23 protein-coding genes and 1 pseudogene are annotated in these 25,244 nt (G+C 54.9%); 11 read left to right on the top strand and 13 right to left on the bottom strand.

The genetic code is table 11. From position 1 onward, the window contains the following. Positions 1 to 194 precede the first annotated feature (194 nt). The gene (gene putA, locus ABOC97_RS22420) at positions 195 to 4,157 is read left to right on the top strand and encodes a trifunctional transcriptional regulator/proline dehydrogenase/L-glutamate gamma-semialdehyde dehydrogenase (protein ID WP_349601903.1); all 3,963 of its coding nucleotides are present in this window, start codon (positions 195 to 197) and stop codon (positions 4,155 to 4,157) included. Positions 4,158 to 4,792: 635 nt separating this feature from the next. Here putA and ABOC97_RS22415 read toward each other — a convergent pair. After that, positions 4,793 to 6,133: an MATE family efflux transporter gene (locus ABOC97_RS22415; protein ID WP_349601901.1), complete on the bottom strand. Its 1,341-nt coding sequence runs from the start codon at positions 6,131 to 6,133 to the stop codon at positions 4,793 to 4,795. 201 nt (positions 6,134 to 6,334) lie between these two features. Here ABOC97_RS22415 and ABOC97_RS22410 point away from each other — a divergent pair, with 201 nt between their 5' ends. After that, positions 6,335 to 6,730, top strand: coding sequence for a lysozyme inhibitor LprI family protein (locus ABOC97_RS22410; protein ID WP_234508668.1), 396 nt, complete (start codon positions 6,335 to 6,337; stop codon positions 6,728 to 6,730). Here ABOC97_RS22410 and rutR read toward each other — a convergent pair. The 3 genes from rutR to ABOC97_RS22395 form a co-directional block, all read right to left on the bottom strand. Continuing rightward, positions 6,727 to 7,365 (bottom strand): HTH-type transcriptional regulator RutR, encoded by a 639-nt coding sequence (rutR, locus tag ABOC97_RS22405; protein WP_349601899.1) that lies wholly within the window; start codon positions 7,363 to 7,365, stop codon positions 6,727 to 6,729. The genes ABOC97_RS22410 and rutR overlap by 4 nt on opposite strands. 113 nt (positions 7,366 to 7,478) lie before the next feature. After that, positions 7,479 to 7,655 (bottom strand): con-10 family general stress protein, encoded by a 177-nt coding sequence (locus ABOC97_RS22400; protein ID WP_349601897.1) that lies wholly within the window; start codon positions 7,653 to 7,655, stop codon positions 7,479 to 7,481. 250 nt (positions 7,656 to 7,905) lie between these two features. After that, a complete protein-coding gene (locus ABOC97_RS22395; protein ID WP_349601895.1) occupies positions 7,906 to 8,208 on the bottom strand; it encodes a hypothetical protein in 303 nt (100 codons plus the stop codon). Between the two features lie 310 nt (positions 8,209 to 8,518). Between ABOC97_RS22395 and wrbA the strand changes: the two genes are divergently transcribed. Continuing rightward, positions 8,519 to 9,127, top strand: a complete 609-nt coding sequence (wrbA, locus tag ABOC97_RS22390) for an NAD(P)H:quinone oxidoreductase (RefSeq protein ID WP_234508662.1) — start codon at positions 8,519 to 8,521, stop codon at positions 9,125 to 9,127. Positions 9,128 to 9,142: 15 nt separating this feature from the next. Beyond that, a complete protein-coding gene (locus ABOC97_RS22385) occupies positions 9,143 to 9,370 on the top strand; it encodes a YccJ family protein (RefSeq protein ID WP_234508660.1) in 228 nt (75 codons plus the stop codon). A gap of 79 nt (positions 9,371 to 9,449) precedes the next feature. Here ABOC97_RS22385 and ABOC97_RS22380 read toward each other — a convergent pair whose 3' ends face one another. Genes ABOC97_RS22380 through ABOC97_RS22365 form a run of 4 tightly spaced genes read right to left on the bottom strand, consistent with a single transcriptional unit; the run spans position 9,450 to position 12,552 of the window. Continuing rightward, the gene (locus ABOC97_RS22380) at positions 9,450 to 10,133 is read right to left on the bottom strand and encodes an amino acid ABC transporter permease (protein WP_349601892.1); all 684 of its coding nucleotides are present in this window, start codon (positions 10,131 to 10,133) and stop codon (positions 9,450 to 9,452) included. After that, the gene (locus ABOC97_RS22375) at positions 10,123 to 10,905 is read right to left on the bottom strand and encodes an amino acid ABC transporter permease (protein ID WP_349601890.1); all 783 of its coding nucleotides are present in this window, start codon (positions 10,903 to 10,905) and stop codon (positions 10,123 to 10,125) included. Before ABOC97_RS22375 ends, ABOC97_RS22380 begins: the two co-directional genes overlap by 11 nt. After that, complete coding sequence (locus ABOC97_RS22370) at positions 10,905 to 11,723, bottom strand: amino acid ABC transporter ATP-binding protein (protein ID WP_349601888.1); 819 nt, start codon at positions 11,721 to 11,723, stop codon at positions 10,905 to 10,907. Before ABOC97_RS22370 ends, ABOC97_RS22375 begins: the two co-directional genes overlap by 1 nt. A gap of 1 nt (position 11,724) precedes the next feature. After that, positions 11,725 to 12,552, bottom strand: coding sequence for an ABC transporter substrate-binding protein (locus ABOC97_RS22365; protein ID WP_349601886.1), 828 nt, complete (start codon positions 12,550 to 12,552; stop codon positions 11,725 to 11,727). A 389-nt stretch (positions 12,553 to 12,941) separates the two neighbouring features. Here ABOC97_RS22365 and ABOC97_RS22360 point away from each other — a divergent pair, with 389 nt between their 5' ends. The 4 genes from ABOC97_RS22360 (at position 12,942) to ABOC97_RS22345 (ending at position 15,477) form a co-directional block, all read left to right on the top strand. Continuing rightward, positions 12,942 to 13,346: a Spy/CpxP family protein refolding chaperone gene (locus tag ABOC97_RS22360; RefSeq protein WP_061280029.1), complete on the top strand. Its 405-nt coding sequence runs from the start codon at positions 12,942 to 12,944 to the stop codon at positions 13,344 to 13,346. A gap of 157 nt (positions 13,347 to 13,503) precedes the next feature. Continuing rightward, positions 13,504 to 14,241: an SDR family NAD(P)-dependent oxidoreductase gene (locus ABOC97_RS22355; protein WP_349601884.1), complete on the top strand. Its 738-nt coding sequence runs from the start codon at positions 13,504 to 13,506 to the stop codon at positions 14,239 to 14,241. Positions 14,242 to 14,253: 12 nt separating this feature from the next. After that, entirely contained in the window at positions 14,254 to 14,475 is a 222-nt protein-coding gene (locus ABOC97_RS22350; RefSeq protein WP_349601882.1) for a tautomerase family protein, read from the top strand. Positions 14,476 to 14,538: 63 nt separating this feature from the next. Continuing rightward, positions 14,539 to 15,477: a LysR family transcriptional regulator gene (locus ABOC97_RS22345; protein WP_349601880.1), complete on the top strand. Its 939-nt coding sequence runs from the start codon at positions 14,539 to 14,541 to the stop codon at positions 15,475 to 15,477. A 49-nt stretch (positions 15,478 to 15,526) separates the two neighbouring features. Here ABOC97_RS22345 and ABOC97_RS22340 read toward each other — a convergent pair whose 3' ends face one another. From ABOC97_RS22340 to ABOC97_RS22330, 3 genes are read right to left on the bottom strand one after another with little or no spacing between them, the layout of a single operon-like run. Continuing rightward, complete coding sequence (locus ABOC97_RS22340) at positions 15,527 to 17,311, bottom strand: aryl-sulfate sulfotransferase (RefSeq protein WP_349601878.1); 1,785 nt, start codon at positions 17,309 to 17,311, stop codon at positions 15,527 to 15,529. Positions 17,312 to 17,335: 24 nt separating this feature from the next. Further along, positions 17,336 to 18,079, bottom strand: coding sequence for an ABC transporter ATP-binding protein (locus tag ABOC97_RS22335; protein WP_349601876.1), 744 nt, complete (start codon positions 18,077 to 18,079; stop codon positions 17,336 to 17,338). After that, on the bottom strand, positions 18,076 to 19,644 hold the full coding sequence (locus ABOC97_RS22330; RefSeq protein WP_349601874.1) for an ABC transporter permease: 1,569 nt from the start codon (positions 19,642 to 19,644) through the stop codon (positions 18,076 to 18,078). The genes ABOC97_RS22335 and ABOC97_RS22330 overlap by 4 nt, the downstream gene beginning before the upstream one ends. A gap of 223 nt (positions 19,645 to 19,867) precedes the next feature. On the opposite strand from ABOC97_RS22330, the gene ABOC97_RS22325 reads away from it, so the two are divergent. Further along, positions 19,868 to 20,935, top strand: coding sequence for an ABC transporter substrate-binding protein (locus ABOC97_RS22325; RefSeq protein ID WP_349601872.1), 1,068 nt, complete (start codon positions 19,868 to 19,870; stop codon positions 20,933 to 20,935). On the opposite strand, the gene ABOC97_RS22320 is transcribed toward ABOC97_RS22325, so the two are convergent. Then, positions 20,932 to 21,876, bottom strand: coding sequence for a LysR family transcriptional regulator (locus ABOC97_RS22320; RefSeq protein ID WP_349601870.1), 945 nt, complete (start codon positions 21,874 to 21,876; stop codon positions 20,932 to 20,934). The genes ABOC97_RS22325 and ABOC97_RS22320 overlap by 4 nt on opposite strands. 172 nt (positions 21,877 to 22,048) lie before the next feature. Here ABOC97_RS22320 and ABOC97_RS22315 point away from each other — a divergent pair. Then, positions 22,049 to 22,210 (top strand): annotated as a pseudogene (locus tag ABOC97_RS22315) (MBL fold metallo-hydrolase); the annotation flags it as partial. A 257-nt stretch (positions 22,211 to 22,467) separates the two neighbouring features. On the opposite strand, the gene ABOC97_RS22310 reads toward ABOC97_RS22315, so the two are convergent. Further along, a complete protein-coding gene (locus tag ABOC97_RS22310) occupies positions 22,468 to 23,184 on the bottom strand; it encodes a YebC/PmpR family DNA-binding transcriptional regulator (protein ID WP_234508632.1) in 717 nt (238 codons plus the stop codon). A 714-nt stretch (positions 23,185 to 23,898) separates the two neighbouring features. On the opposite strand from ABOC97_RS22310, the gene ABOC97_RS22305 reads away from it, so the two are divergent. Then, positions 23,899 to 25,098, top strand: a complete 1,200-nt coding sequence (locus ABOC97_RS22305) for a hypothetical protein (protein WP_349601868.1) — start codon at positions 23,899 to 23,901, stop codon at positions 25,096 to 25,098. The last annotated feature ends 146 nt before the right edge of the window (positions 25,099 to 25,244 follow it).

The raw sequence follows: 25,244 nt of genomic DNA, 5'->3' as shown, positions 1-25,244 counted from the left end.
TGTTAAGTAGCGCATAAAATAACGTTTTCCGGCGAGCTTACTGGCGCACTTATCATAAGTTTTGCCATTAACATTCAATTCATTTTTAACCCTGCAACGGACATCACATTTAACACGGTTGCACAAAGTTGCAACATGATGGATATTCCTGTTACGCAATTAAATAAGATAACCAAGCAACAGGAGTAGATGGCATGGGCACCACCACCATGGGTGTTAAGCTGGATGACGCAACCCGTGAGCGCATTAAGAGCGCGGCGACACGAATCGATCGCACCCCTCACTGGCTCATCAAGCAGGCAATTTTTAACTATCTGGAAAAGCTGGAAAATAATGAAACTCTGCCGGAGCTGCCGGCCCTGCTCTCCGGTGCTGCCAATGAAAGCGAAGAAACCGCGCCTGCGGTCGAAGAGAATCACCAGCCGTTCCTTGAGTTCGCCGAACAGATCCTGCCGCAATCCGTCACCCGCGCCGCGATAACAGCCGCCTGGCGCCGTAGCGAAACCGACGCCGTGCCGATGCTGATGGAACAGGCTCGTTTACCCCAGCCGATTGCTGAACAAGCGCACCAGCTGGCCTGGACGCTGGCCGAAAAACTGCGTAATCAGAAAACCGCCAGCGGCCGCGCCGGTATGGTGCAGAGCCTGCTGCAAGAGTTCTCCCTCTCCTCACAGGAAGGCGTGGCGCTGATGTGCCTTGCCGAAGCGCTGCTGCGTATTCCGGACAAAGCCACCCGCGATGCGTTAATTCGCGACAAAATCAGCAACGGTAACTGGCAGTCGCATATTGGCCGCAGCCCGTCGCTGTTCGTCAATGCCGCCACCTGGGGCCTGCTGTTTACCGGCAAACTGGTCTCCACCCACAATGAAACCAGCCTGTCGCGCTCGCTGAACCGGATCATCGGTAAAAGCGGAGAGCCGCTGGTACGCAAAGGCGTGGACATGGCGATGCGCCTGATGGGTGAGCAGTTCGTCACCGGCGAGACCATTGCCGAAGCGTTGGCCAACGCCCGTAAGCTCGAAGATAAAGGCTTCCGCTACTCCTACGACATGCTGGGCGAAGCCGCGCTGACCGCCGCCGATGCTCAGGCCTATATGGTCTCTTATCAGCAGGCCATTCACGCCATTGGTAAAGCCTCTAACGGCCGCGGCATCTATGAAGGTCCGGGGATCTCTATCAAACTGTCTGCCCTGCATCCGCGCTACAGCCGCGCGCAGTATGACCGGGTGATGGAAGAGCTGTACCCGCGCCTGAAGTCGCTGACCCTGCTGGCGCGCCAGTACGATATCGGCATTAACATTGACGCCGAAGAAGCTGACCGTCTGGAGATCTCCCTCGATCTGCTGGAAAAACTGTGCTTTGAACCGGAACTGGCCGGCTGGAACGGTATCGGCTTTGTTATTCAGGCCTACCAGAAACGCTGCCCGTTCGTCATTGATTATCTGATTGATCTTGCCACCCGCAGCCGTCGCCGCCTGATGATCCGTTTGGTGAAAGGCGCGTACTGGGATAGCGAAATTAAACGCGCGCAGATGGACGGCCTTGAAGGCTACCCGGTCTATACCCGCAAGGTGTACACCGACGTCTCCTACCTGGCCTGTGCCAAAAAGCTGCTGGGCGTACCAAGCCTTATCTACCCGCAGTTCGCCACCCATAACGCCCACACCCTGGCGGCGATTTATCAGTTGGCCGGGCAAAACTACTACCCAGGACAGTACGAGTTCCAGTGCCTGCACGGCATGGGTGAGCCGCTGTATGAGCAGGTGGTTGGTAAAGTGGCCGATGGCAAGCTGAACCGTCCGTGCCGTATCTATGCGCCGGTCGGCACCCATGAAACTCTGCTGGCCTATCTGGTGCGTCGTCTGCTGGAAAACGGCGCCAACACCTCGTTCGTTAACCGTATCGCCGACAGCAGCCTGCCGCTGGATGAACTGGTTGCCGACCCGGTGCTGGCGGTTGAAAAAATGGCCCTGCAGGAAGGTGCTGCCGGTCTGCCGCACCCGAAAATTCCGCTGCCGCGCGACCTATACGGCAATGGCCGGGTGAACTCCTCCGGTCTGGATCTGGCCAACGAACACCGCCTGGCCTCACTGTCTTCTTCGCTGCTCAACAGCGCGCTGCAAAAATGGTCAGCCAAACCAATGCTTGAGCATCCGGTTGCAGACGGCAACATGATGGCCGTCGTTAACCCGGCTGAACCGAGAGATGTGGTTGGCTATGTCCGCGAAGCCAGCGAAAGTGAAGTGGAACAGGCGCTGGAAAGCGCGGTGAATAACGCGCCAATCTGGTTTGCTACCCCGCCACAAGAGCGCGCTGCAATTCTCGAACGCGCTGCGATCCTGATGGAAGATCAGATGCAACCGCTGATGGGGATTCTGGTGCGTGAAGCCGGGAAAACCTTCAGCAACGCCATCGCGGAAGTCCGCGAAGCCGTCGATTTCCTGCACTACTACGCAGGCCAGGTCCGCGATGACTTCGATAATGAAACCCACCGTCCGTTAGGCCCGGTCGTTTGTATCAGCCCGTGGAACTTCCCGCTGGCGATCTTTATGGGTCAGATTGCCGCCGCTCTCGCCGCCGGTAACAGCGTGCTGGCAAAACCGGCCGAACAGACGCCGCTTATCGCCGCGCAGGGTATCGCGCTGCTGCTGGAAGCCGGTGTGCCGCCAGGGGTTGTGCAACTGCTGCCAGGCCGCGGCGAAACCGTCGGTGCAAAATTAACCGCCGACGCCCGCGTTCGCGGGGTGATGTTCACCGGTTCTACCGATGTCGCCACCCTGCTCCAGCGTAATATCGCCACCCGTCTCGATGCGCAGGGTCGCCCTACGCCGCTTATCGCTGAAACCGGCGGGATGAACGCGATGATCGTCGACTCTTCAGCGCTCACCGAGCAGGTGGTGGTGGATGTGGTGGCTTCCGCCTTCGATAGCGCCGGACAGCGCTGCTCGGCGCTGCGTATTCTCTGTCTGCAGGACGACATTGCCGATCACACGCTGACCATGCTGCGCGGCGCGATGGCCGAATGCCGGATGGGCAACCCGGGCCGCCTGACTACCGATATTGGGCCGGTGATTGATGCCGAAGCCAAAGCGGGTATTGAGAATCACATTCAGGCGATGCGCGCCAAAGGTCGTAAGGTATTCCAGGCCGCACGCGAGAATGCCGATGACAGCCGCGAATGGCAGAGCGGCACCTTTATTCCGCCAACGCTGATTGAACTCGACAGTTTCGACGAGCTGAAAAAAGAAGTCTTCGGCCCGGTACTGCACGTGGTGCGCTACAGCCGTAACCAGCTCGATGCGCTGATCGGCCAGATTAATGACTCCGGCTATGGCCTGACGCTGGGCGTTCACACCCGTATCGACGAAACCATCGCCCAGGTGACCGGTAGCGCTAAAGTGGGCAACCTGTACGTGAACCGCAATATGGTCGGTGCCGTGGTTGGCGTGCAGCCGTTCGGCGGCGAAGGTCTCTCTGGTACCGGCCCGAAAGCCGGCGGCCCGATGTACCTGTATCGTCTGCTGGCAAGCCGTCCGGAAACCGCACTGGCGACCACCCTGGCGCGTCAGGATGCCGGTCAGGTTGTTGATACTCAGTTGAAAACGCTGCTGGAGAAACCGCTGACCGAACTGCAGGGCTGGCTGGCAAATCGTCCGGAACTGCTCACACTCAGTAAGCAATACAGCGAACTTGCGCAGGCCGGTACCCAGCGCGTGCTGCCGGGTCCAACCGGTGAGCGCAACACCTGGACGCTTCTTCCGCGTGAACGCGTACTGTGTATTGCTGATAATGAGATGGATCTGCTGACGCAGCTGGCGGCGGTGCTGGCGGTAGGCAGTGAAGTGCTATGGACCGACGCGCCATTGCAGCGCGAGTTGGCGAAATCGCTGCCAAAAGCAGTGACCGAGCGCCTGCACTTTGCGAAACCAGATGCCGTAATGAACGCGTTCTTCGATGCGGTTATCTACCACGGCGACTCCGATCAGCTTCGTGAACTGTGCGAACTGGTGGCAGCGCGCGATGGCGCTATCGTGTCGGTGCAGGGCTTTGCGCGCGGGGAAACAAACCTGCTGCTTGAGCGTCTGTATCACGAGCGTTCGCTTAGCGTGAATACCGCAGCGGCAGGTGGTAACGCCAGTCTGATGACTATTGGTTAAGTTAGGTGCAATATTCCGTTCACTTTATGTTTTGCAGAACATGAAACAACAGTATCAGTGAACGGGCTAAGGGGGGCGCCGCGCCCCCCTTTGCAATCCCCGCGGCCCCGCGGCGAAATCGGTGCTTCGCACTGCGTTCGCCTGCGAATTCCAGCCTGCGGCACGGCTCAACTCGACCGCCTGTCTCGGTTCGCCTCAGTCCGCCATCCCTGGCGGACTGACCTTGTCTTCCATTCTCCGGCTCACCGATTTCAAGCGGGGACTCATCGGTTCCAGCGACTTCAATTTTTGTTTTTAGCTAAAAAACGGAAGCGGCATAGGTGGCGTCTGAATCGCCGAGGAGTTGCCTGAAGGCCGGGGCAGCCCACAGGGATGTGGGCTGAGGGCGCGGTTTTACAGGGATGTTACCTCGCGCCCGACCCGAAAGCCGGAAGGCATAAGCTGAGGGTACCGCGTAGCGGCGATTCTGCCGCCAGAGCGCGGGGGTGCAGGGGGCGGAGGCAATTGTCCGCCCCCTGCGCGCTCCTTGCGCCATTCAGATTATAGGGCGAGAGATAAATCAGGAGCGCAACCGGCTGGAAAGCTGAACGAAATATCACTTAACCAACTGGCATTACGGCATCTGCAGGTTGTTGTTAAAACATCGACTTGGTAGTCCACACCCGGCTACGCCAACGCCGATACATCAGCATCGCCCGTAACCCCTCATCAATAATATATGCCAGCCACACCCCCACCAGCCCCAGACCGACGTAGATGCCGAGCAAATACGAGAACGGCAGGCTGACAATCCACATCACGATAATCCCGCAGATAAACGGAAAGCGAACGTCGCCGGTAGCGTTGAGGCTACTGATGACAATAATATTGGTCGCCCGTCCAAGCTCCAGCAAAATAGAAAACATAAACAACCGCTTGGTCAGCGCAATGACCTCAAGGTTAACGGTAAACAGCCGCATAATCGGCTCGGCAAACAGATAAATGACCACGCTGATTATCAGCGCCACCATCAGCCCCAGACGCCAGCTTCTTAACCCCTGCTGGTAGGCAGCATCCGTTTCCCCGGCCCCCACCGCCCGGCCAATAATAATCTGCGAAGCCTGACCAATAGAAATAGCAAACAGCGCCACAAACTGGCTTATTGTCGACGCGTAGACCTTGGTAGTCAGCGCCTCGGTGCCGAGAAAAGCGATAATCGCGGTGACCACCAGCTGTGAACCTGCGTAGGATAGATTCTCCCCCGCAGACGGCAAGCCGTAGCGCAATATCGCCCCCAACATCTTGCGCGAACACTGCCGTAATTTGTGCCAGTGAAAGGTATAGCCGATATATTTTCTCAACATCCATGCCGATAACAGCATGCCAATGATGTTGGCAATACAGACGGAGATGCCGACACCGGTGACGCCAAGGCCGAGAAAACTGAGCTTACCGTAAAGAAACAGATAGTTAAGTACGACGTTGACCAGACTTACCGTAATCGGCACTACCATCGCCTGACGCACATAGCCGTGGGTACGCAAAATTGGCAGGATAGAGGAATAAAGGGCGATAACGACCGAAATGCCGCCGATGATGCGAATGAACGGCGAGCCCACCACCACGAGTTGCTCGCTCAACCCGAGCAACCGCAGGAAAGTGTCGCCGAGGAACACGAAGATCAGGCTCATCGCCACGCCGATTAAGAACGCCACCGCCAACCCGTTGGTGATAACCCGTTCCACACGCTTAAAGCGTTTAGCGCCGATAAGCTGCGCCACCACGATCTGCACGCCGACGGTCAGGAAACCGTAGAAGATAACCGAGATGGCTAAAATTTGGTTGGCGACGCCGGTGGCGGCAACAGCCTCATCCGAATAATGCCCCAGCATAAATACGCTGACGTAGCCCAGCATCAGCCGCAGCAGTTGTTCAACAAATATCGGCCAGGCCAGGGTATATAGCCCCAACTTCACCGGAGTTTCCACGCCAGACATCACTGATAATCTCCCTTTATTCACCCAATGCCCGCAGCCAACAGACGATAATCAACCTTCTACCCCAGACGCGTCTATTCGATCGTTGCGTTAGCTTTCATTTTCAGAAAAACGCACGGTGGTTGGAGGAGATTCCGCGGTAAAATCGTGTTATATCCTGAGCCTATCGGGTTTGACTGAATATCTTTGGGGAGTAAATCAATGAAACGTGCATTACCGGCTCTTGCCCTGCTGCTGGCAAGCGGCTCCGCGCTGGCGGACGATTGCGCCAGCGCCAGCACTCAGGCCGATATCAACGCCTGCGCGGCCAACCAGTATCAGGCTGCCGACAAAAAACTGAACCAGACCTGGCAGGATGTGCTCAAGCGTGCCCAGCCCGCTCAGCGCGAATTACTGAAAAAAGCGCAAACCGCGTGGATTACCCTGCGTGATGCGGACTGCGCCTTTATCAGTTCTGGTACCGAAGGTGGCAGCATTCAGCCAATGATTCACAGCCAGTGTCTGGCGGATAAGACCGAGGAGCGCGAAGCGTATCTGGCTTCGCTGCTACAATGCGAGGAAGGTGACCTGAGCTGCCCGCTACCGCCGGCGAACTAACGCACGCGAATACCGTCGATGATGATCCGCTGGACGTTTTCGACGGTCTGCTGGAAGAAGGTTTCATCACGCAGCGTTTTACCGGTAACCGCCTCCACCTGAGTGGCAAAATCCGCATAGTGCTGAGTGGTGGCCCAGATCATAAATATCAGATGGTGCGGGTCGATGGGCGCAAGTTTGCCCGCGTGAACCCACGCGGCGATAATCGCCGATTTATCCGCCACCAGCGCTTTCAAATCCCCGGTCAGTTCATCCATTACCAACGGCGCGCCCTGCAGCATTTCCAGGCAGAACAGCTTAGACGCCTGCGGGTAGTCGCGGGAAACCTCGAGCTTGAGGCGGATATACTCTTTGATAGCCACCAGCGGCGCCAAATCTTCGCGAAACGCCTTCAGCGGCGCCAGCCAGATATCGAGAATTTGCTGCATCACGGCGACGTAAAGCGCCTCTTTAGACGGGAAATAGTACAGCAGATTAGTTTTTGAAACCCCGGCCTGTTCCGCCACCTGCTCGAGGCGCGTGCCGTGGATCCCATACTGCGAAAAGGTATTCAGCGCGGCGGTAAGAATGGCCTGTTTCTTGGCGCTCACCGCCTGCGAACGTTTGCCACTCTTCTTTACTGCATCCTGAGCCATGCGCCCTCTCCTTTTTATTTACGGCATCAATAGCTATTTTGCGGGCTGGCGGCAAAAAAAGAAACCGCCGGGTTAACCGGCGGCTTGGAGAAACGCTAACCTTTCATTCATCGCTAGCTACCGCGGTGACTGCCATGGATATTTTTCCCTCCTTTTTTACCCGCTTCTGAGGCGCGTTGGGGATCGTTTTTAAAATTCCCTCCGCTATGCTGGCCCCCCTTACGACCTGCTTCTGATGCTCTTTCACGGTCTTCGGCAAAATTGCCTGAACCGCCACGATGGTTTGCCATTACTGACCTCCAGTTGAGAGAACGATACAGTGCATTACGTAGATGAAAAGCGTAATCACCCGCACGGTTGCGCAGGTACTGATAAGGGTAGTCGCCACAGAGAGGTGCGGCGGGGATTGGTCATACTTTGTCATATCTGTCGCCTGATTTTAGCCCGGGAGGCGTAACTGGCGACCTAATCGATTATTATGCCGGGGAAAAAACGACGCAAAAAAATGTGTCATTCTGCGTCAGTGGCAAGCGCGCAGACTTACTTCAGAACTCCCAGATATTGACCATCTTTCATCAGCCTCACTTTACCGGTGCGGCGATGAAAAACAATCCGATACGGGCCGTGAATAAACACATCCGCATCCATATTCGACTCCTGTTTGCGCGCCGCTTCGCCATTCACCGTCACCCGCTCACCGACCCGAGTCACCGTCACATCGAAACCCTTATAAACGCGCGGTCTCGCTATCTGCGCATGCTGTTCGACGGCCTGCACGGGCGTCAGAGTACCCACAACCAGGCTCGCACCCACCACGACTGCCGCCACCATCAATTTATTCATCCACCGACCTTCGTTATGACCCTGTGCTCAAGTTAATTTTCGCGTACTCACCCATCGGGGTTGTTGATAACAATCAATCTAATAAATAGTTAATGGTCCGTACTATTTATTAAAATTATCAATATCGCCGTAATTTTCACTCGAAACACAAACTCATTTCGCTCAAATAATAGCCACATCACTGATTTCCTACCTAAAGAGCCCCTTTTTCACTGATTTATTGCCGGTGCAATGCAGCACTCCCCCTATTTGCGACTATGCTTAATAGGGCTTGTTAAATGACCAACCAATTTGACACAGGAGAGTTAAGATGAGTGGAAATGCAAGTGTTCTGGTGCTCTATTATTCGATGTATGGACACATTGAGACGATGGCTAAGGCCGTTGCCGAGGGCGCGAACAAGGTCGATGGCGTAGATGTTGTCATCAAACGCGTACCAGAAACCATGCACGCCGAAGCCTTTGCAAAAGCAGGCGGTAAAGCACAAGCCATTCCCGTTGCGACCCCGCAGGAACTGGCAGATTACGATGCGATTATTTTTGGTACGCCAACCCGTTTCGGCAACATGTCCGGACAGATGCGGACCTTCCTCGACCAAACCGGTGGCCTGTGGGCGTCCGGTGCACTATATGGCAAACTGGCCAGCGTCTTTAGCTCAACCGGCACCGGCGGCGGCCAGGAACAGACCATCACCTCCACCTGGACCACCCTTGCCCACCACGGGATGGTGATTGTGCCTATCGGCTATGCAGCGCAAGAACTGTTTGATGTTTCACAGGTTCGCGGTGGTACACCGTATGGCGCAACAACCATTGCCGGCGCGGACGGTTCACGTCAGCCAAGCCCTGAAGAACTGGCGATCGCTCGCTACCAGGGTGAATACGTGGCGGGGCTGGCCGTCAAAATGAAAAGCAAATAAGTTAGGGAGCAGAATATGCCCACACAAGAAGCCAAAGCACATCGTGTAGGTGAATGGGCCAGCTTACGTAACACTTCACCGGAAATCGCCGAGGCGATTTTTGAGCTGGCAAAATACGATGAGAAAGTCGCGGAACAAATCTGGGAAGAAGGCAGCGATGCGGTTCTTGAGCTGGCCTTCAGCAAAACGGACAAAGACGCGCTGTTCTGGGGCGAGCAAACCATTGAACGTAAAAACGTCTGACTGATAGCGCCCAATGCGCCGACGCACGGATATTCCGGCGTCGGCGTTTTTTATACCCCACGCACAGGCGCGACAAATTCTACGTCGCCACCCGCCGCTGCCAGCGTTTTGCCACCCGCTCCAGCCCAAAGCACAGCAGGTAATAGACCACGCCGATAAAGATAAATATCGCCGTCGGGTAGATTTGCACCCGGTTATTCACCTGCCCCGCCACCGTGGTTAACTCCGGTACATTCACAATAAACGCCAGCGACGTATCCTTCAAAAGCCCAATGAAAATCCCCACCAGCGACGGCAGCACATTACGAAGCGTCTGCGGCAGCAAAATTAAGCGCAGGCTCTGCCCGGCGCTGAATCCCTGAGTTAAAGCGGCTTCAAATTGCCCCTTCGGCAAGGCCTGTAATCCAGCCAGCACCGAGTGCATCACCATCGCCGCGGTAAACCAGGCTAAAGCCAGCGTCACCGTGACCGCGCCCGGCATGTCGCTACCGGTCAGCATCGGCAGCAAATACCACAGCCAGAAGATGACAAATATCAGCGGAATGCCGCGAATAATCTCCGCCCACAGATACAGTAGACGCCGCACGGTACCGGGAAAACGCCACGCCACGCAGGCCAGCAAAATCCCTAGCGGCAATGCCAGCGCACCGGCACCGACCGCCATCATCAGCGTCAGCGCCACGCCGCCGGGTTCGCCCGCCGCCAGCCGTCCCCACAGCAGGTAGTCAAGGTTGTCGTAAATAACCGCCAGATTAGCGTTCATGTTGAATGCCTCCCTGTGCGCCCACCGCGTCGCTCACCCGTTTCGCCTGGCCGACCGGCGTTGGCCCAAGGCGAGTCAGCAGCAGCCCCAACGCCACCCCGGTGAACAGATACAGCACGGTGCCGACGGCAAACGCCTCCAGCGCGTGGGCGTTATAGCTTTCAATCTGCCGCACCTGATAGGTCAACTCGGCAAAACCGATACCGCTGGCAAGCGACGAGAGTTTCATCAGGTTAAGATACTGCCCGACTACCGGCTGCCAGGCGTTAGCCAACCCCTGCGGCAGCAAAACGTGACGCAGTAGTCCCGCGGTGGAAAACCCCTGCGCCAGCGCGGCCTCACGTTGGCCGTTTGGCACGCTCTGCAGCCCGGCGGCCACCTCTTCAATCAAAAACGCCGAGGTAAACACCCCCAGCCCCCACGCCGAGCACAGAAACTCCGGCGTCAGCCACCACACGTTGCCCGGAAGAATTGACCAGTCGTGCGGGTCATTGACGAAATCACGCAGCCCCTGCGGGAGAAAATTCCATGCGGCAAAGTACCAGAACAGCAGTTGCACCAGCAGCGGGGTATTGCGAAATACCGACACCCAGCAGGCGGTGATCCCCTGCCCCAGCCGTCCCCCTGCCAGACGCAGCAGCAGAAATAGCGTCGCCAGCACGCTGGCCAGCACCATTCCGGCAAGCGTCACCCACAGCGTGGTGAGAAAGCCGGAAATAATCCATTGCAGGGGCTGCCCGCTGAGCACCCCCTGCCAGTCAAAATGCATCATCACTCGCTCCGATCCTGATGCAGCGGGTCAAGCACCTTCTGCAGAAAACGGACCGCGCGTGGATGCTGCGGACGGGCAAAGAACTCGGCGGGTGACGCCACTTCTAGCACATCGCCACCGTCGATAAACACCACTCGATCCGCAATTTCACGGGCAAACTGCATTTCATGCGTTACCACGATCATAGTTATCCCGCTGTGCGCCAGCGATTTCATCACCTGCAATACTTCGCCGATCATCTCCGGATCCAGAGCCGAGGTTGGCTCGTCAAAGAGAATGATTTGCGGCGAGGAGGCCAGAGCCCGAGCAATCGCCACGCGCTGCTGCTGGCCACCGGACAACTGGGACGGCATAGCGTCCGCTTTTTCCGCTAGCCCCACGCGGTCGAGCAGTTCCCGCGCCCGCGTTTGCGCCCTGTCGCGCTTCCAGCCGTGAACCGACTCCAGCGCCAGCGTGATGTTCTGCGCCGCCGTCAGGTGGGCATACAGGTTAAATTGCTGGAAGACGAAACCAATACGGCTGCGCAGCTGGCGCAGCGCTTTCCCGTTCAGTTGCCGGGTTGGCTTATCATCGACGAGGATTTCGCCGCCGCTGAGGGTTTCCAACTGATTGATAAGACGGATCAGCGTCGATTTCCCCGAGCCGGAAGGCCCGAGGATCGCCACCACTTCGCCGGGATTAATCGTCAAATCGATGCCGTTGAGCACCCGATGACTGCCATATTGTTTCACCGCCTGGCGGAACACCACGCTGGCGTTGTCCAGATGTGAAAAATCCGCGGCCCTGGCCGCGGAATGAGAGAGTAAAGCCGACAACATATTATTTTGCTTCTATGGTAAAGGAACGCGGCTGCGGGGCTTTGGTTGATGGGCCAAACCAGGCATCATAGATTTTTGCCGCGTCACCGGATTTCTCCAGCACCACCAGCTCGTCATTCACCGCTTTCAGCAGCGCCGGTTCACCTTTTTTCACGCCAACGCCAATCTCTTCTTTACTCAGCAATTCCGGCAGGATCTTGAATTTGGCTTTGTCCGGCGCTTCGCCCAGCAGGCCGGCCAGGATAGTACTGTCCTGAGTGATTGCCTGCACGTTGCCGTTGCGCAGCGCGGTCAATGCCAGCGGAATATCGTCATAGGAGAGCACGCGCGCCTGCGGGAAACGCTGATGCAGCGTCTGCTCGCCGGTGGTGCCTTTCACCGCGCCAATACGCGCTTTGCTGTAATCATCCAGTTTGTCGCCGCCGCTGGCAGGCACCAGGAACTGCTGCCCGGTAACAAAGTACGGGGTGGAGAAATCAATAACCTGTGCGCGCTCCGGGGTAATGGTGATATCGGCGACAATCAGGTCAGCCTTACCGGACTGTAACAGCGGGATACGGTTTGCCGGGTTGGTCGCAACCAGTTCCAGCTTCACACCCAGCGATTTAGCCAGCGCTTTGGCGAAATCCACGTCATAGCCCACCAGCTCGTGGGTTTTGGCATCCACGGAGCCAAACGGCGGGTTGGCGTCAAAGGTGGCAACCTTCACCACGCCTTTGGCTTTGATATCCGCCAGTTGGTCTGCCTGTGCGGTGAATGTGGCGAGCCCGGTTGCCGTCAGGCCCACCAGCAGTGCGAGTTGTGTGAGAGTCTGTTTTGTCTTTGCCATAATTTTCTCGATACCCTGTTTTTGTATTGTCTTTTTACGCTCCCACACAGTCTTGAGCGGAACAAATAACGATTCGTTATTCCTTATAACAAAAAAGGTTATCACCAAAGCAATTGTTATTTAAAGGTAAAACCTCGCCGCTGCCGATAACCTATACGCAAAAATCGCCATTGCTTCGACCGATTTCGCATTTGCAAAAACAATGGATTTACTGCTGAAATAGAGAGGGCTGATGTAAGTAACCAAGTATGATTTCACGCTGTGATTGTTTCTCATCGTTACCAGCGGAAACAATAATCAGCAAGCGTCATCGACGACAAGCAACCTATGATGAACCCGGCAAAAAAGTAGGATTTCTCCCTGTTACTTGAACGTTATGGATGATCAAAATGCTTAAATTTACCCGCACCGCTTTATTGGTTGCCACGCTGGCTGGCGCTACCTTCGCTTCTCAAGCTGCTACCACCACTCCCGCACCATCACAAGACCCGATTGTTCAGCACCTGAAGCTGAGCGATGCTCAGGTTTCCAAAATCAACAGCCTGCACGATCAGATGGTTAAAAACGTCAAAGGTATCTCGCTGAAAGATGTTAAAGACGGGATGATCATCGACATGATCCAGTCCGGTAAATGGGATGAGAGCGGCGTTAAGAAACAGCTTTCTGCATTCAGTAACGTTGACCAGCAGGTACGTTATTACAAAGTGAAGTACTACTTTGATCTGAGCCAGGTGCTGACGCCAGAACAGCGTAAGCAGGTGCAGAGCGATATCGCACAGGCTGCAGCCGAATAAGTTTCCGCATTAACGCGGTGGCGAAATCCACCGCGTTTCACACAGCACCGTCCAGTTATTCCCTCAAGGAACAATAGATACAATCCCAGCGTCGTTCATTCCCCTTCCTCACTGCCATATAGTTTCCCTCAAGTCATAACCACTGAAGGAAACAACCATGAAAAAGAAATCTGTCATCGTCACCGGCGCTTCAAGCGGTATTGGGTTTGCCATCGTTCAGGCCTTTCTGAGCCGGGGTGACAACGTGGTGGCCAATGCCCGTACTCGTTTGGATCTGGAAAAAGCGGCAGAAGAATGGGGTTCGCCAGAAAATTTGCTGCTGGTCGCCGGTGATATTGCGCTGCCCGACACCGCAGAAACCCTGTTCACCGAGGCCGAGGCGCGTTTTGGACAAGTCGATATTCTGGTCAACAACGCCGGGGTATTCATTCCCAGACCGGTCGCCGACTATACCGAGCACGATGTCGACACCATGCTGGCCGTCAATATGAAGGGATTTTTCTACCCCGCTCAAAAGGCGGCAGAGCATATGCGCGCCCATGGCGGCGGCCATATCATGGCGATCACCGCAGCCATTGCCATACAGCCTAATATCGATGTTCCCGCCCTACTTCCTGTCATGGTGAAAGGTGGGCTTAATCATGCGGTGAAAGCTCTGGCGCTGGAACTGGCCGATGCGGGGATCATGGTCAACGCCATTGCCCCCGGGATTATCGCGACCCCGATGCACTCGCAGGATCCGCAAACTCTGGAAGCGCTAAAAAACATGGCGCCAACGCATCAGGTTGGTAACGTGCAGGATATCGTCAATGCCGTGATGTATCTGGCCGACTCGCAGTTCGTCACCGGCACCATTATGGCAGTGGACGGCGGTTCAACGGCGGGCAAGTGGTAATCCGGGGGACATATGCCTTACATCAATATTAAGATCACCGATGAAAAGGTCACTGCGCGGCAAAAAAAGCAGTTGATTGAAGGGGCTACGCTATTGCTTGAACAGGTGTTGAATAAGCCACGGTCTACGACGTATGTGGTCATCGATGAGATCAATACCGACAACTGGGGCGTGGGCGGCGAGACCGTCACCGCGCTGCGCCTTAAAGCGGGGTCGCCATCACCCCAAGTGTGACTCTCGTCGCTCGTCGTATATCATGACATGCGCCCCGCCCGTCGTTAAGGACACCGAACAACTATGACGAAGCGTTTGAACGACATCATGATCAGCAGTATCGATCTGTTTTGCCTTGCCGCAGAGCACCAGAGCTTCACCGTTGCAGCCCAGGCCGCAGGCATTTCCCCTGCGTCCGTCAGCAAAACCATCTCGCGACTGGAAGAGCGTCTGGGTATTCCGCTGTTTATCCGCTCCACCCGGCAGGTCAGGCTGACCGATGCCGGTCGGCAATATGCAGAACAGTGCCGCGCAGCGATGACCTTACTGCACAACGCAGAGCTACAGGCGACCGGGAAACAGGAAGCCCCTTCCGGCACCGTGCGTATCAGCTTGCCTGCCGCCTACGCGCACTGGCGGCTATTTCCCCTGATCCCCCTGTTTCAGCAACGATACCCTCTGGTTAAACTGGAGTTTCACGTCAGCAACCGCTGCGTCAACTTCTCGCGTGATGATTACGATTTAGCTATCCGCGGCAACGAACTGGACGACTCCAGCCTGATTGCCCGTAAACTGGAGGATGCCGAACTGCTGATGGTGGCCTCTCCCGGCTATCTCGGGCAGCATCCACCGCTGAAGAGCCTTGACTGTCTCTCATCGCATCAGTGCATTCAGTTTGTGCTACCCGGCAGCGGGCGACAGGCTGGATGGTTGGTACGTATGGGCGAAAAACAGACAGAAATAACCCTGAAGGGCAATTTGCTCTGTTCGGAAGATTATCTGGCGGGAGTTTCGCTGGCGAAACATGGCGCTGGGATTTATCAGATATATCGTTTTGTCGTCGCTGACGCGCTGGAACGTAATGAATTACAAGAAGTATTGCCTGAAATGAATCGCGCAACACGCCCCTTCTATCTGGTTTACCCGCAAGCCCAGCATATGCCACACAGAATTCGGGTATTCATTGAGTTTATTATCGACAATCTGCGGCAGACTGAGTCTGCTATCGTTGGGCGGGCATAAAACGCACCGCCTAGCCCTGAGTCTCTCTCCCAGGGCCGGGCAGTTCTCATCAGCCAATGACGCCGTCCAGCCACTGGTGCAGGTTTTCCACCGACAGCTGCGCCGGGGCGCGGTCGGTTGGCTGCCCCTGTTTGATGACCAGCAGCGTAGGCAACCCGCGTACGCCAAGGCGGGTGGCCAGTTCCTGATGCAGGTCGGCATCCAGATAGCGGGTTTCCAGCGGCGTAATCTGCCGCGCGAGTTTCTCATGCGCCAGCAGTTGCCAGAGCTTGCGGCAATGCACGCAGCGCTCGGCACCGACAAACAGCAATATCGTGCTTTCGCTCACCAAATCATCCGCCGAGCTGACCGGCGTAAAGGCGCTCTCCGCCACGCGGAATAGCTTAGGGCTGCGGCGCAGGGTATCGTTGTCGGTCGCCACGCATAGCGCATCGGCGCTTTTACTGTACGGTTGCACGCCCGCTACGCGCACCACGCTTTGCGCGGTTCCCGCCGCGGCACCCGGCTGGCGCAGCGTGCGTACATCCACCGGTACGATTGGCGTCTCCTGCGGCAGCGCCAGCTGCGGGATCCAGGCGTAAGGGATACGATAGGCGCGATAGACCATATTGTTGTTCAAGGTCTTGCCCCAGTATGGCGAAATGTATTCCCAGACAATTTCGTGGTCATGCGTGACTTCAAAGATACGCCCGTTCGAGCCTTCGTTAATCAGCGTGTTGCCGTTTTCCAGACGCTGCATATTGCTGATGTACGGGCTGTAGAAACGGTATGAATCGGTCGGCTGCGGCAGATCCGCCTCGTAAGGCGAGTAGCGCCATTCAATGTCCAGCGTCAGCGGGTTAATCTCGAGGATCCGCGAATAGTCGCGCCAGGCGTTTTTCACCCCATCCGCTGAAGCCGGGTTCGGTGCGCCATATCCAGCCCAGCCGCCGTTATCGAAAATCAGGATATTGCCCGCGCCCGGCAGCCCCTGCGGGATCATATGCGCGTGGTGCTGGCCGATAATCCAGCCGATGTGCTTGAGCTCCGGTTTGCTGTAATCCGGGCCAAGCTGCCAGACGATTTTGCCGCTGGGTTTATCGATGATGGCGATAATATTAGACTCGCGGGCGTCCCAGATGATGTTATCGGGATGGAAACGCTCATCTCCCGCGTCATACCATTTATTCGGCCCCAGCGCCGACATCGAGTTGATGTGCATCCAATCGCCCATCCCGCCGCCGCTGGCACGCATGTTGGGATTGTTGTACAACGCAGTCCGCGCCGCATCGTCAAAGCCCAGCTCGTGGAAATGGTCGCTGCAGCGCCACTCCCACACCACGTTCCCCTGCCAGTCGACCTCAATAATGGTGTCATCGAGCAGCAGCTTGTCAGAGATCTCTTCGTTCACCAGGTTGGTGTGGGCGAGAATCAAGGTATTCCCCCCTTCTACCTGCGGCTCCAGCCCCGGCGCATAGTAGCCCACCGGGTTGCCCGCACGCTGATAGTCGTGATGCGCTCGCGCCATCCAGCGCGTTTCATTGCCCGGATCGCTCACCTTCTCGTAGCGGTCGAATGACCAGGTGACGTTGCCTTCCCAATCGACCTGGATGAGGTCGAGCATATCCTGCATGCCGTAGCGCGGGTCGCGCTCGCCGCTGTGGCCAAGGATCGCGCCACCGGGCAGAATTTTATTCGGAAAACCGTGCAGCTCCGGCCATTCACGCACCACCTGGCCGTTCATATCCACCAGCACCGCGCCGTGTTCGGTGGCCTGAAAAAGGGTGTAGCCACTCCAGGCGCGCTTTGGATCGTAAAAGGTCGCGCCGGTCGGATAAACGGAAGGAAATCCCATGTTGTTGCTCCTTAAAGATAAAAATCAGGCAGAAGTAATCAGATTGCGAATATGCCGACAGGCGGCGGTATACGAGGCGTCGTCACGCTGACGTGGATGCGGCAGCGCGAGGCTGACGATCTCTTTGATTCTCCCCGGCCGTTGCGACAGCACCACCACCCGGTCGGCCAGCGCCACCGCCTCTTCCACGTCGTGGGTCACCAGCAGCGTAGTGGTTCCCGCGCTTTGATGAATGTGTAAAAGTTCCTGTTGCAGGGTGTGGCGCGTCAGGGCGTCCAGCGCGCCGAAAGGTTCATCCAGCATCAGAATTTGCGGCCGGGCGACCAGACCTCGCGCAATGGCCACCCGCTGGGCCATACCGCCGGAAAGCTGCGCGGGCAAGGCGCTGGCAAACTCGGTGAGCTGCACGCGGTCGAGCATTTCCAGCGCCCGCTGGCGCTTCGCGCCACGGCTGAGTTTTTCATCCGCCAGCCCCAGCATCACGTTGTCGACCACGTTCAGCCACGGAAACAAGCGCGGTTCCTGAAACACGATGCCGCGCTCTTTACCGACGCCGGTCACCGGTTCGCCGTTAATACGAATATCGCCCTGAGTAACGGATTCCAGGCCAACCAGCATTCGCAGGAGGGTCGATTTCCCGCAGCCGCTACTGCCCACCAGCGCCACCAGTTCACCGGCGGCAATGTCGAGACTGAAATTGTGCACGGCCGTCACCTGTTGCCAGGATTTACGCACATGCTGAAAAGAGACCAAAGTCGATGCGGTCATAGTTGCTCCTGTTGACGCCAGCGGGTGGCGCGAAATTCCAGTAAACGTCCGGCTTTATCCAGCGCCGCACCGGTCAGGCCGATAAGCACCATGCCGCAGAGAATGGTTGGCATATCCAGCAGCTGTTGGGCATTGATCATCAGGCTGCCAATACCAACGCCGGAAGACATGAAGTATTCGGCACCGATATTGCCAAGCCAGGCGTAAATCAACGCCAGCCGAAGTCCGGCAAAAATCCCCGGTGCGGCACCAGGAAGGATCAGCCGACGCAGGCGCGTCAGGCCGCTTAAACGCAGCACCTGGGCCACCTCATCGAGCTGCGGGTTACGCTGGAGCACCGCCTGAAGCGTGCTAAAGAACATCGGGAAGAACGATGCCAGCGCAATAAAGACGATTTTGCCGCCGTTATCGTTGCCGACCCAGGCGGTCAGCAGCGGCAGCCAGGCGAACAGCGCGATATGGCGCAGGACGTTAAGGGTGGGCGTGAAAATCTGCCCGGCGCGTGGACGCAGCGCCAGCAGCAGCCCGCACAGCAGGCCGCTGGCGATACCGATAGCGCCACCAACCAACGCCCTACCGAAGCTTGCCAGCATCGCGGCGCTAAGCTCGCCGTTGACCACGCCCTGCACAAAACGCTCGCCCACCGCCAGCGGTGAAGAGAATAATGCGCCATCAATCCAGCCCCACTGGTTCGCGAGCTGCCACAGCACCAGCAGAACAATGGGTAATTGCAGCGCACGCCAGCTGGCCTGTGGTTTCCACGCCAGACGACCCGCTGCCGGCTGCGGCCAGAACACCAGCCGCGAATAGGCGCGGTTTGCCGCCCACTCCATCAGCATGCCGCTGAAGCCAACGACCGCGATGGTGACGAAGACAATATCCAGCTGAAACAGCTGACGCCCCCAGACCATCAGGTAACCAATCCCTTCCGAGGAGGCCAGCAGTTCAACCACGATAAGCGAAACCCACGCCTGCGACAGCGCCAGCCGCAGGCCGGTAAACCAGCCGGGCAGACTCGCCGGGAGCACCAGCCAGCGCAGACGCTGCCAGCGGGAAAAATTCATCACCCTGCCCGCTTCACTCAGCGCCAGCGGCACGCTGGAGACCGCCTGCTGAGTGTTGATGGTCATCGGCACCACGGTGGTTTTCACAATCACCGCCAGCTTGAGGCCGTTATCGATACCGAACAGCACCATAAACAGCGGGATCCACCCAAGCGTTGGGATCTGCGCCAGCGCATAAAACAGCGGCTCGACCCGCTGGGCGGCAGCCGGGACCAGACCAAACAGCGCACCAAGCAGCGTGCCCGCTATCGCTCCCAACAGCAGGCCAAGCGCCAGATGCTGAAGACTAAATCCCCACTGCGCCAGCAGATCGCCGCTTAACAGCGACCACGCGGTCTCGGCGACCACCGACGGCGCGGGCAGGATTTGCTCCGGCATCCAGTGCTGCTGCGCGGCGACGAACCACAGCAGCAGCACCAATACCGGCAGCAGCCACGGCCAGCCGTTAAGCCTGACGCTCGGCCTACCGGCCATGCCTGTTCTTAAAATCATCTGCGACATATTGGTCCACTTATCGGCAAGTTATGTCGCTATAAAAACGTGCCTTGCGCCGCGCCGCCATTGCGTTAAGCGAATAATCCCGATGCAACGAATGCATTTCAGCCTGCCGGGCACGCCGCCTCTGATTTAGCTTTTTTTCACCCATTCTTTGCGAATAAAAGCATTTAACAGTTTGCCTATTGGCTTATTAGGGTGAGGAAAAAACTCACTGGAGCAATAAATTATGATGAAAGCATTTTTTAGCCGTACCTCGCTGGCGCTGGTTGCCGTGTTTGGCCTGCTGGCCAGCGCGCAGGCCGAAGAGCTGCGCACCATTCGCATCGGCGTGCCGGACCAAAGCGCCGGTAGCCAGCCGTTTATCGAGGGGCCGGTCGGGATGGCCTATATTCGCCATCAACTGGAAGAGGTGTTTAAGCCGCAGGGCGTGGAAGTGAAGTGGCAATTTTTCAAAGGCGCGGGCCCGGCGGTGAATGAAGCCTTAGCCAACCAACAGCTGGATTTCGTTTATCTTGGCGATCTGGCGGCGATTATTGGCAAAGCCAACGGTCTGCCGACGCGCCTGCTGCTAGGCAGCCGTGGCTCCGAATCGTATCTGGCGGCGACCAAAGCCTCGGGGATTAAAACACTGGCGGACTTGAAGGGCAAACGGGTGGCGGTGTATCGCGGCACGGCGGATCAGCTGGCTTTTGACCGCGCGCTGGCGACCGTTGGCCTCAATGAACGCAGCCTGCAGGTGATTAACCTCGACTGGACCGCCGGTAAAGCGGCGCTGGCGGCCGGGCGCGTGGATGCAGTGTGGGGCGGCGTTTCCCTGCTGGCGCTGCGCGGCGATAAGATTGATGTGGTAGTGAAAAGCGGTGATTCGGGCCGCCAGAACACCACGCAGGCGGCGTTCCTCGGTACCCAGACCTTTATCGAAAGCTGGCCGCAGGCGACCCAGCAGATTATTAACGTACTGGTGAAAAATGCGGCTGAAATCAGCGACCCGGTCAATACTCAGGCCTGGTCCGCCGAGATGGCTAAACAGAGCCAGATCCCGCAGGCGCTGTTCCTTGAAGAGTTAAAACCGCAGGAACTTAACTTTAGCACCTCGCCGCGCATCGACCCGTTCCTGTCCGACAGTTTTAGCAGCAGCGTGGAACAGGCGAAAGCGGGCCGTCTTATCCGCAGCGCATTTGACGCCAGCCAGTGGGCCGACGGCCAGTTTGTTGAGCAGGCGCTGAAAACCCAGCAACTGGAAAAACAGTGGCCGCAGTACGATAGCAAAGGCCAACCCGCCAACGCCGGTTAAGCCCCTTCCCCCTGCGCCAGCCTCAAACTGTGATGCTGGCGGTCAAGCAGGAGGATAATCTCAATCAGCTTTTCCACCAGCGGCGGCTGCACCGCATGAACCGGGGAGATAATCGCAAACCGGGTCTGCATCAGCCGCCACTCATCCGGCAAATCGCTCAGCTCCAGCTTCACCAATCGATGACTGTGCTGGCACAGTGCGAAGCCATCTTCACTGGCAAAACTTATCGCATCGGTATGGGCTAACGTCGAAAGCAGCGCGTAGATATGATCGCACTGAATCGCCGGGGTAAAGTCCTGCTGCTGGCTGAGCGTGGCCAGTACCTTGCGCACGCCCGGCGGTAAATACGGTGCGGCGAAGGGATAACGCAGCATGGTCTGAATGGAAACCGGCCCCTGCTGCGCCAATGGATGCTCGGCGTGGCAGACAAAAAAGCAGCGCTGCGGGCTGAGCGGCTGAACGCGCAGCTGCGGGTCCAGCTCGGCCTGCCAGCTATCGGCCACCACGAACGGATACTGCTGAGTCGTGAGCGCGTGATGCAGGGCAAACCAGTTATCAATATGAAAGCGCACCCGCGCCTGCGGGAGCAGACGGTGAAACTCGCCGACTGCCGCTGGAATCAACCGCGCACCGGGTGCCGGGCCGCAGCCAAAGGCCACCTCACCGTTTTGCGCGTCATCCGCTTCACGCAGTTGGCTGCTGAGTTCAACATTGAGTTCCTGAAAGCGCCGCGCGTAGGGCAACAGCTTTTGCCCATGCAATGTCAGCGTCGGGAGCTTGCTTTGTCGGTCGAATAACGGATGGCCGACGCTCTGCTCCAGCGCCTGGATACTGCGGCTGAACGCCGACTGCGACAGGCAGACCGCTTCCGCCGCACGATTAAAACTGCCGTATTCAACCAGCGCGACGAAGTTGCGTAGTTGGCGAAAATCCAGATGCATATGCCCGCTTTATGATTATTTTATTTCCAATAACAGTACTGGATTGATACCGGGTTAGGCAATGGCGGGGATTTTCCGTCGCGTTTGGCAAATAGTCATCAGAGATTGCGGGCCATATCTCAGCAACGACCGCACGAACAAGCACATCGCGATATCCGGGTGATCCGCCTCGGCGGTCATGGTTCGCGACATCATCCAACGACTGAGTACGGTGAAATTTAAGCAACTCTACGGCGCGTTTGAAGGGAAAGATATTACGCAGAATGCCGATGAGATAGTGCAAATTTCGGGGGAGAAGTATATTTCTTGTCTTGGGGATATGAGCGGTGAGTAGCTGGCCGTTAATTACTGGACTGCCCTCTTGCATAAATAGCCGCTACTTCTTTTTTTGAAGCGTATTTCGAGAGGCTGAACTTGCAGGTGCTCCTTTATTCTCTATCACCGGAGAGTTAGGATCAGGGGCTTCAATTAATATAACTTCTTTTGACAGACGGTCTTTTTATCTATTTCTACAAACAGTATATCTGGTCAGATATACTGTTTATAGCAGCTTTATCATTTAAAAAGCTGCCATAATGACAGTCTCTTTAATTAGAGATTGGCAACGTTATGATAGACTTTTTGAACGTCATCATCAGCTTCAAGCGCATCAACGAGACCTTCAAAGATTGCTAAATCTTCTTCTGAAAGTTCAATTTCTGCTTGAGCAATCAATTCTAATTCTGTTGTTGAGAATTCAGTAATGCCCGCTGCTTTTAACGCTGCAATGCCTTTGTGAAGATCGGTAGATTCAGTATAAATAATGATGTTCCCTTCTTCTTCGGTAACATCACGAACTTCGACTTCAGCATCCAGCAAAATTTCAAAAATACGGTCAGGGTCAGTACCTGCAAATACAATCACACCGGTATTGTCAAACATATAGCTGACAGAACCAGCCGCGCCGATATTGCCGCCTTTTTTATTGAAGATGTTGCGGACATTGGCAATCGTGCGGTTAACATTTGAAGTCAATGTTTCAGCGATGACCATTGAACCATTTGGCCCAAAGCCTTCATAACGGCCTGGCACAAACGTTTCGTCTCCGCCGCCTTTGGCTTTATCAATGGCTTTGTCAATAACGTGCTTTGGAACCTGGGCTTGTTTTGCGCGTTCAATAACGAATTTTAACGCTGAGTTTGATTCTGGGTCTGGTTCACCTTGTTTAGCAGCGGCATAGATTTCTACACCGAATTTTGCATATACGTTAGACGTTGCACCGTCTTTAGCCGTTTTTTTAGCAACGATATTGGCCCATTTACGTCCCACTGGAACAGTCTCCTCAAAAATGTATTTACATTAACGGCAGCTTAATAAAGCGACACGTTTTTCTGTCACATTATATCATGACATGCAAATTCTCGTCTATGAGAAATAAAAAAGTTAAGCATTACGGAATGTTACTTTAAATTCATTAATAGTTAACATTATGGATAAATCACTCTAAAACCCCCTTGTGATTCCTTTACTTTTTATTCTCAATATTGAACTACAGCAAAAAATACATATAAGAAAAGAATAGCAAAACGCGGGCTATGTTAGGGAAAATGTAAAAGATGGGCCGGGTGATATAAAAGACTTTCGCTAGTGCGTTCGCTAAATAGCTATCGATATTGCTGGGCTTGACATTATGTAAGCAGCGAACGGAGTCAGACCCTGTAGGTTGTCCGATCAAGTGGTAATTATTATAAATGCCACCCTGACCTTTTATATAGAACGTTCACATCTGATTCTGGTATGGAGTGGACAAACCAAATTGGCTGGAGGTCTGCAATGAGCGAGGTGCGGAGGTTCGCATAAACACCTAGAATACAAATCGTGCTATAAACTGTTCTACCTTAGGTTTCATAATCGAGTTTAAACTGTATCTCATTATGAAGTAAGTGCGTGAACTCATATACTTAATATCTACAAAATGATATTAATCTTCTTAGCGATTCTACCTTAGTAACTATTCAACCATCCAGGATATAGGTGAACATTATGTCAGATTTAGCGAAACGAGAGGAAAACGGTGCAAAAGGTGAATCCCTAACGCAGTCTATTTTATTATCGAGATTTTGGGTTCTGCTGCGTTCTACAGATATCGACGGTGCTGATTTTCTTGTACAGCGTCGCTCAAACAGCTTAGAGGCATTGCGGCAACGTGCCCATGGAATAGATATTTTCGGTATTATTCAATCGAAATACTTTGAAAATTCAAATCGTGTTAATGTTCAGAAGACTTATGTGCTTGATGGTGGGATTCCTCGTAAGGATTTTTTCTGCATGTTGCACTCTCACGACGAGGAAGAGGAACCATTTAATTATTTCTTCTCAGCCGAAGATATTGTTAAAGAATTTAAGTTGTCATCCTGTAAAGAATTTTACTGGTTTGCCCTGACATCAAATCGTCAATACGACGCTTATAAAAATAAAAAACAAAAATTCATTCTTGATAAAATTGAGCTAGGTATTTTTCAGACAGAGAGTGAGGCTAACAAAAAATTCATAAAAAATAAGCTCACTGTCTATGCAAGACCTACGATGCATTTCCAAGATAAGCCCGATTTTGAATACTCTCTGAAAATATATGATGGTGTCCATGTTGTGACTACACAAGATATGACAGGTGGCTCACGACGTTTACTTGAACCAAGAAGGGATCTGTTTGAAAACCAAGATGACTATTACTGGGGGGATGATGATACTGGCTGCCATTTCCTTGCAGTATCAATGCTGGCGCATCATTTGGACGGAGCATCCCCGAGCGATTCAGCAGTCAGAAAATTGCGTAAATACTTACAATCTCTGGATGCAGAATATTCTCATGTGATAAAGAGCGAAACTCTTCAGGAATTCATCAATAATCCTTTATCTGTATCAAATAGATTACAGGATCTCGAAGATGAGCTTCCTATTGATCGTGAGGGTCAGGACATCGCATTTTTTGAGGTTGTCCATCTTCTGGGAACTGAACTGACAATACAATGTTGCGACGGCATTGAGTCAGCTCTGGATGTGAAGGGATGTGATTACATGAAGGATATCGTTGATGCAGTGAATATTTTCTCAAGAGGTATTGAAAGTTCAGGTGAATCGACTAAAAGAATGATGGCGATCATGCTGCATGTTGAACGAGATTCTAGAACTAAGAAAGTACTCAAAATTCACTATGTTTACATGATTCGTATATTGGACTGAGGTGTTGACTTGCTATTCCTGAGTCAAAACATACTAGCTCGCAACTTCAACTTCTAGGGAAGGTGCGAATAAGCAGGTCATTTCTTCCCAAGCTGACTCGCTGATTAAAATTTCGCGGATCTGGGCCGATTTTTTTCCCGCAAACA

Source organism: Kluyvera huaxiensis (genome assembly GCF_040149365.1).
Lineage (GTDB): Bacteria > Pseudomonadota > Gammaproteobacteria > Enterobacterales > Enterobacteriaceae > Kluyvera > Kluyvera intermedia_A.
Note: the sequence above shows the minus strand (reverse complement) of the source record. Positions and strands in the feature narration are given on the sequence as shown.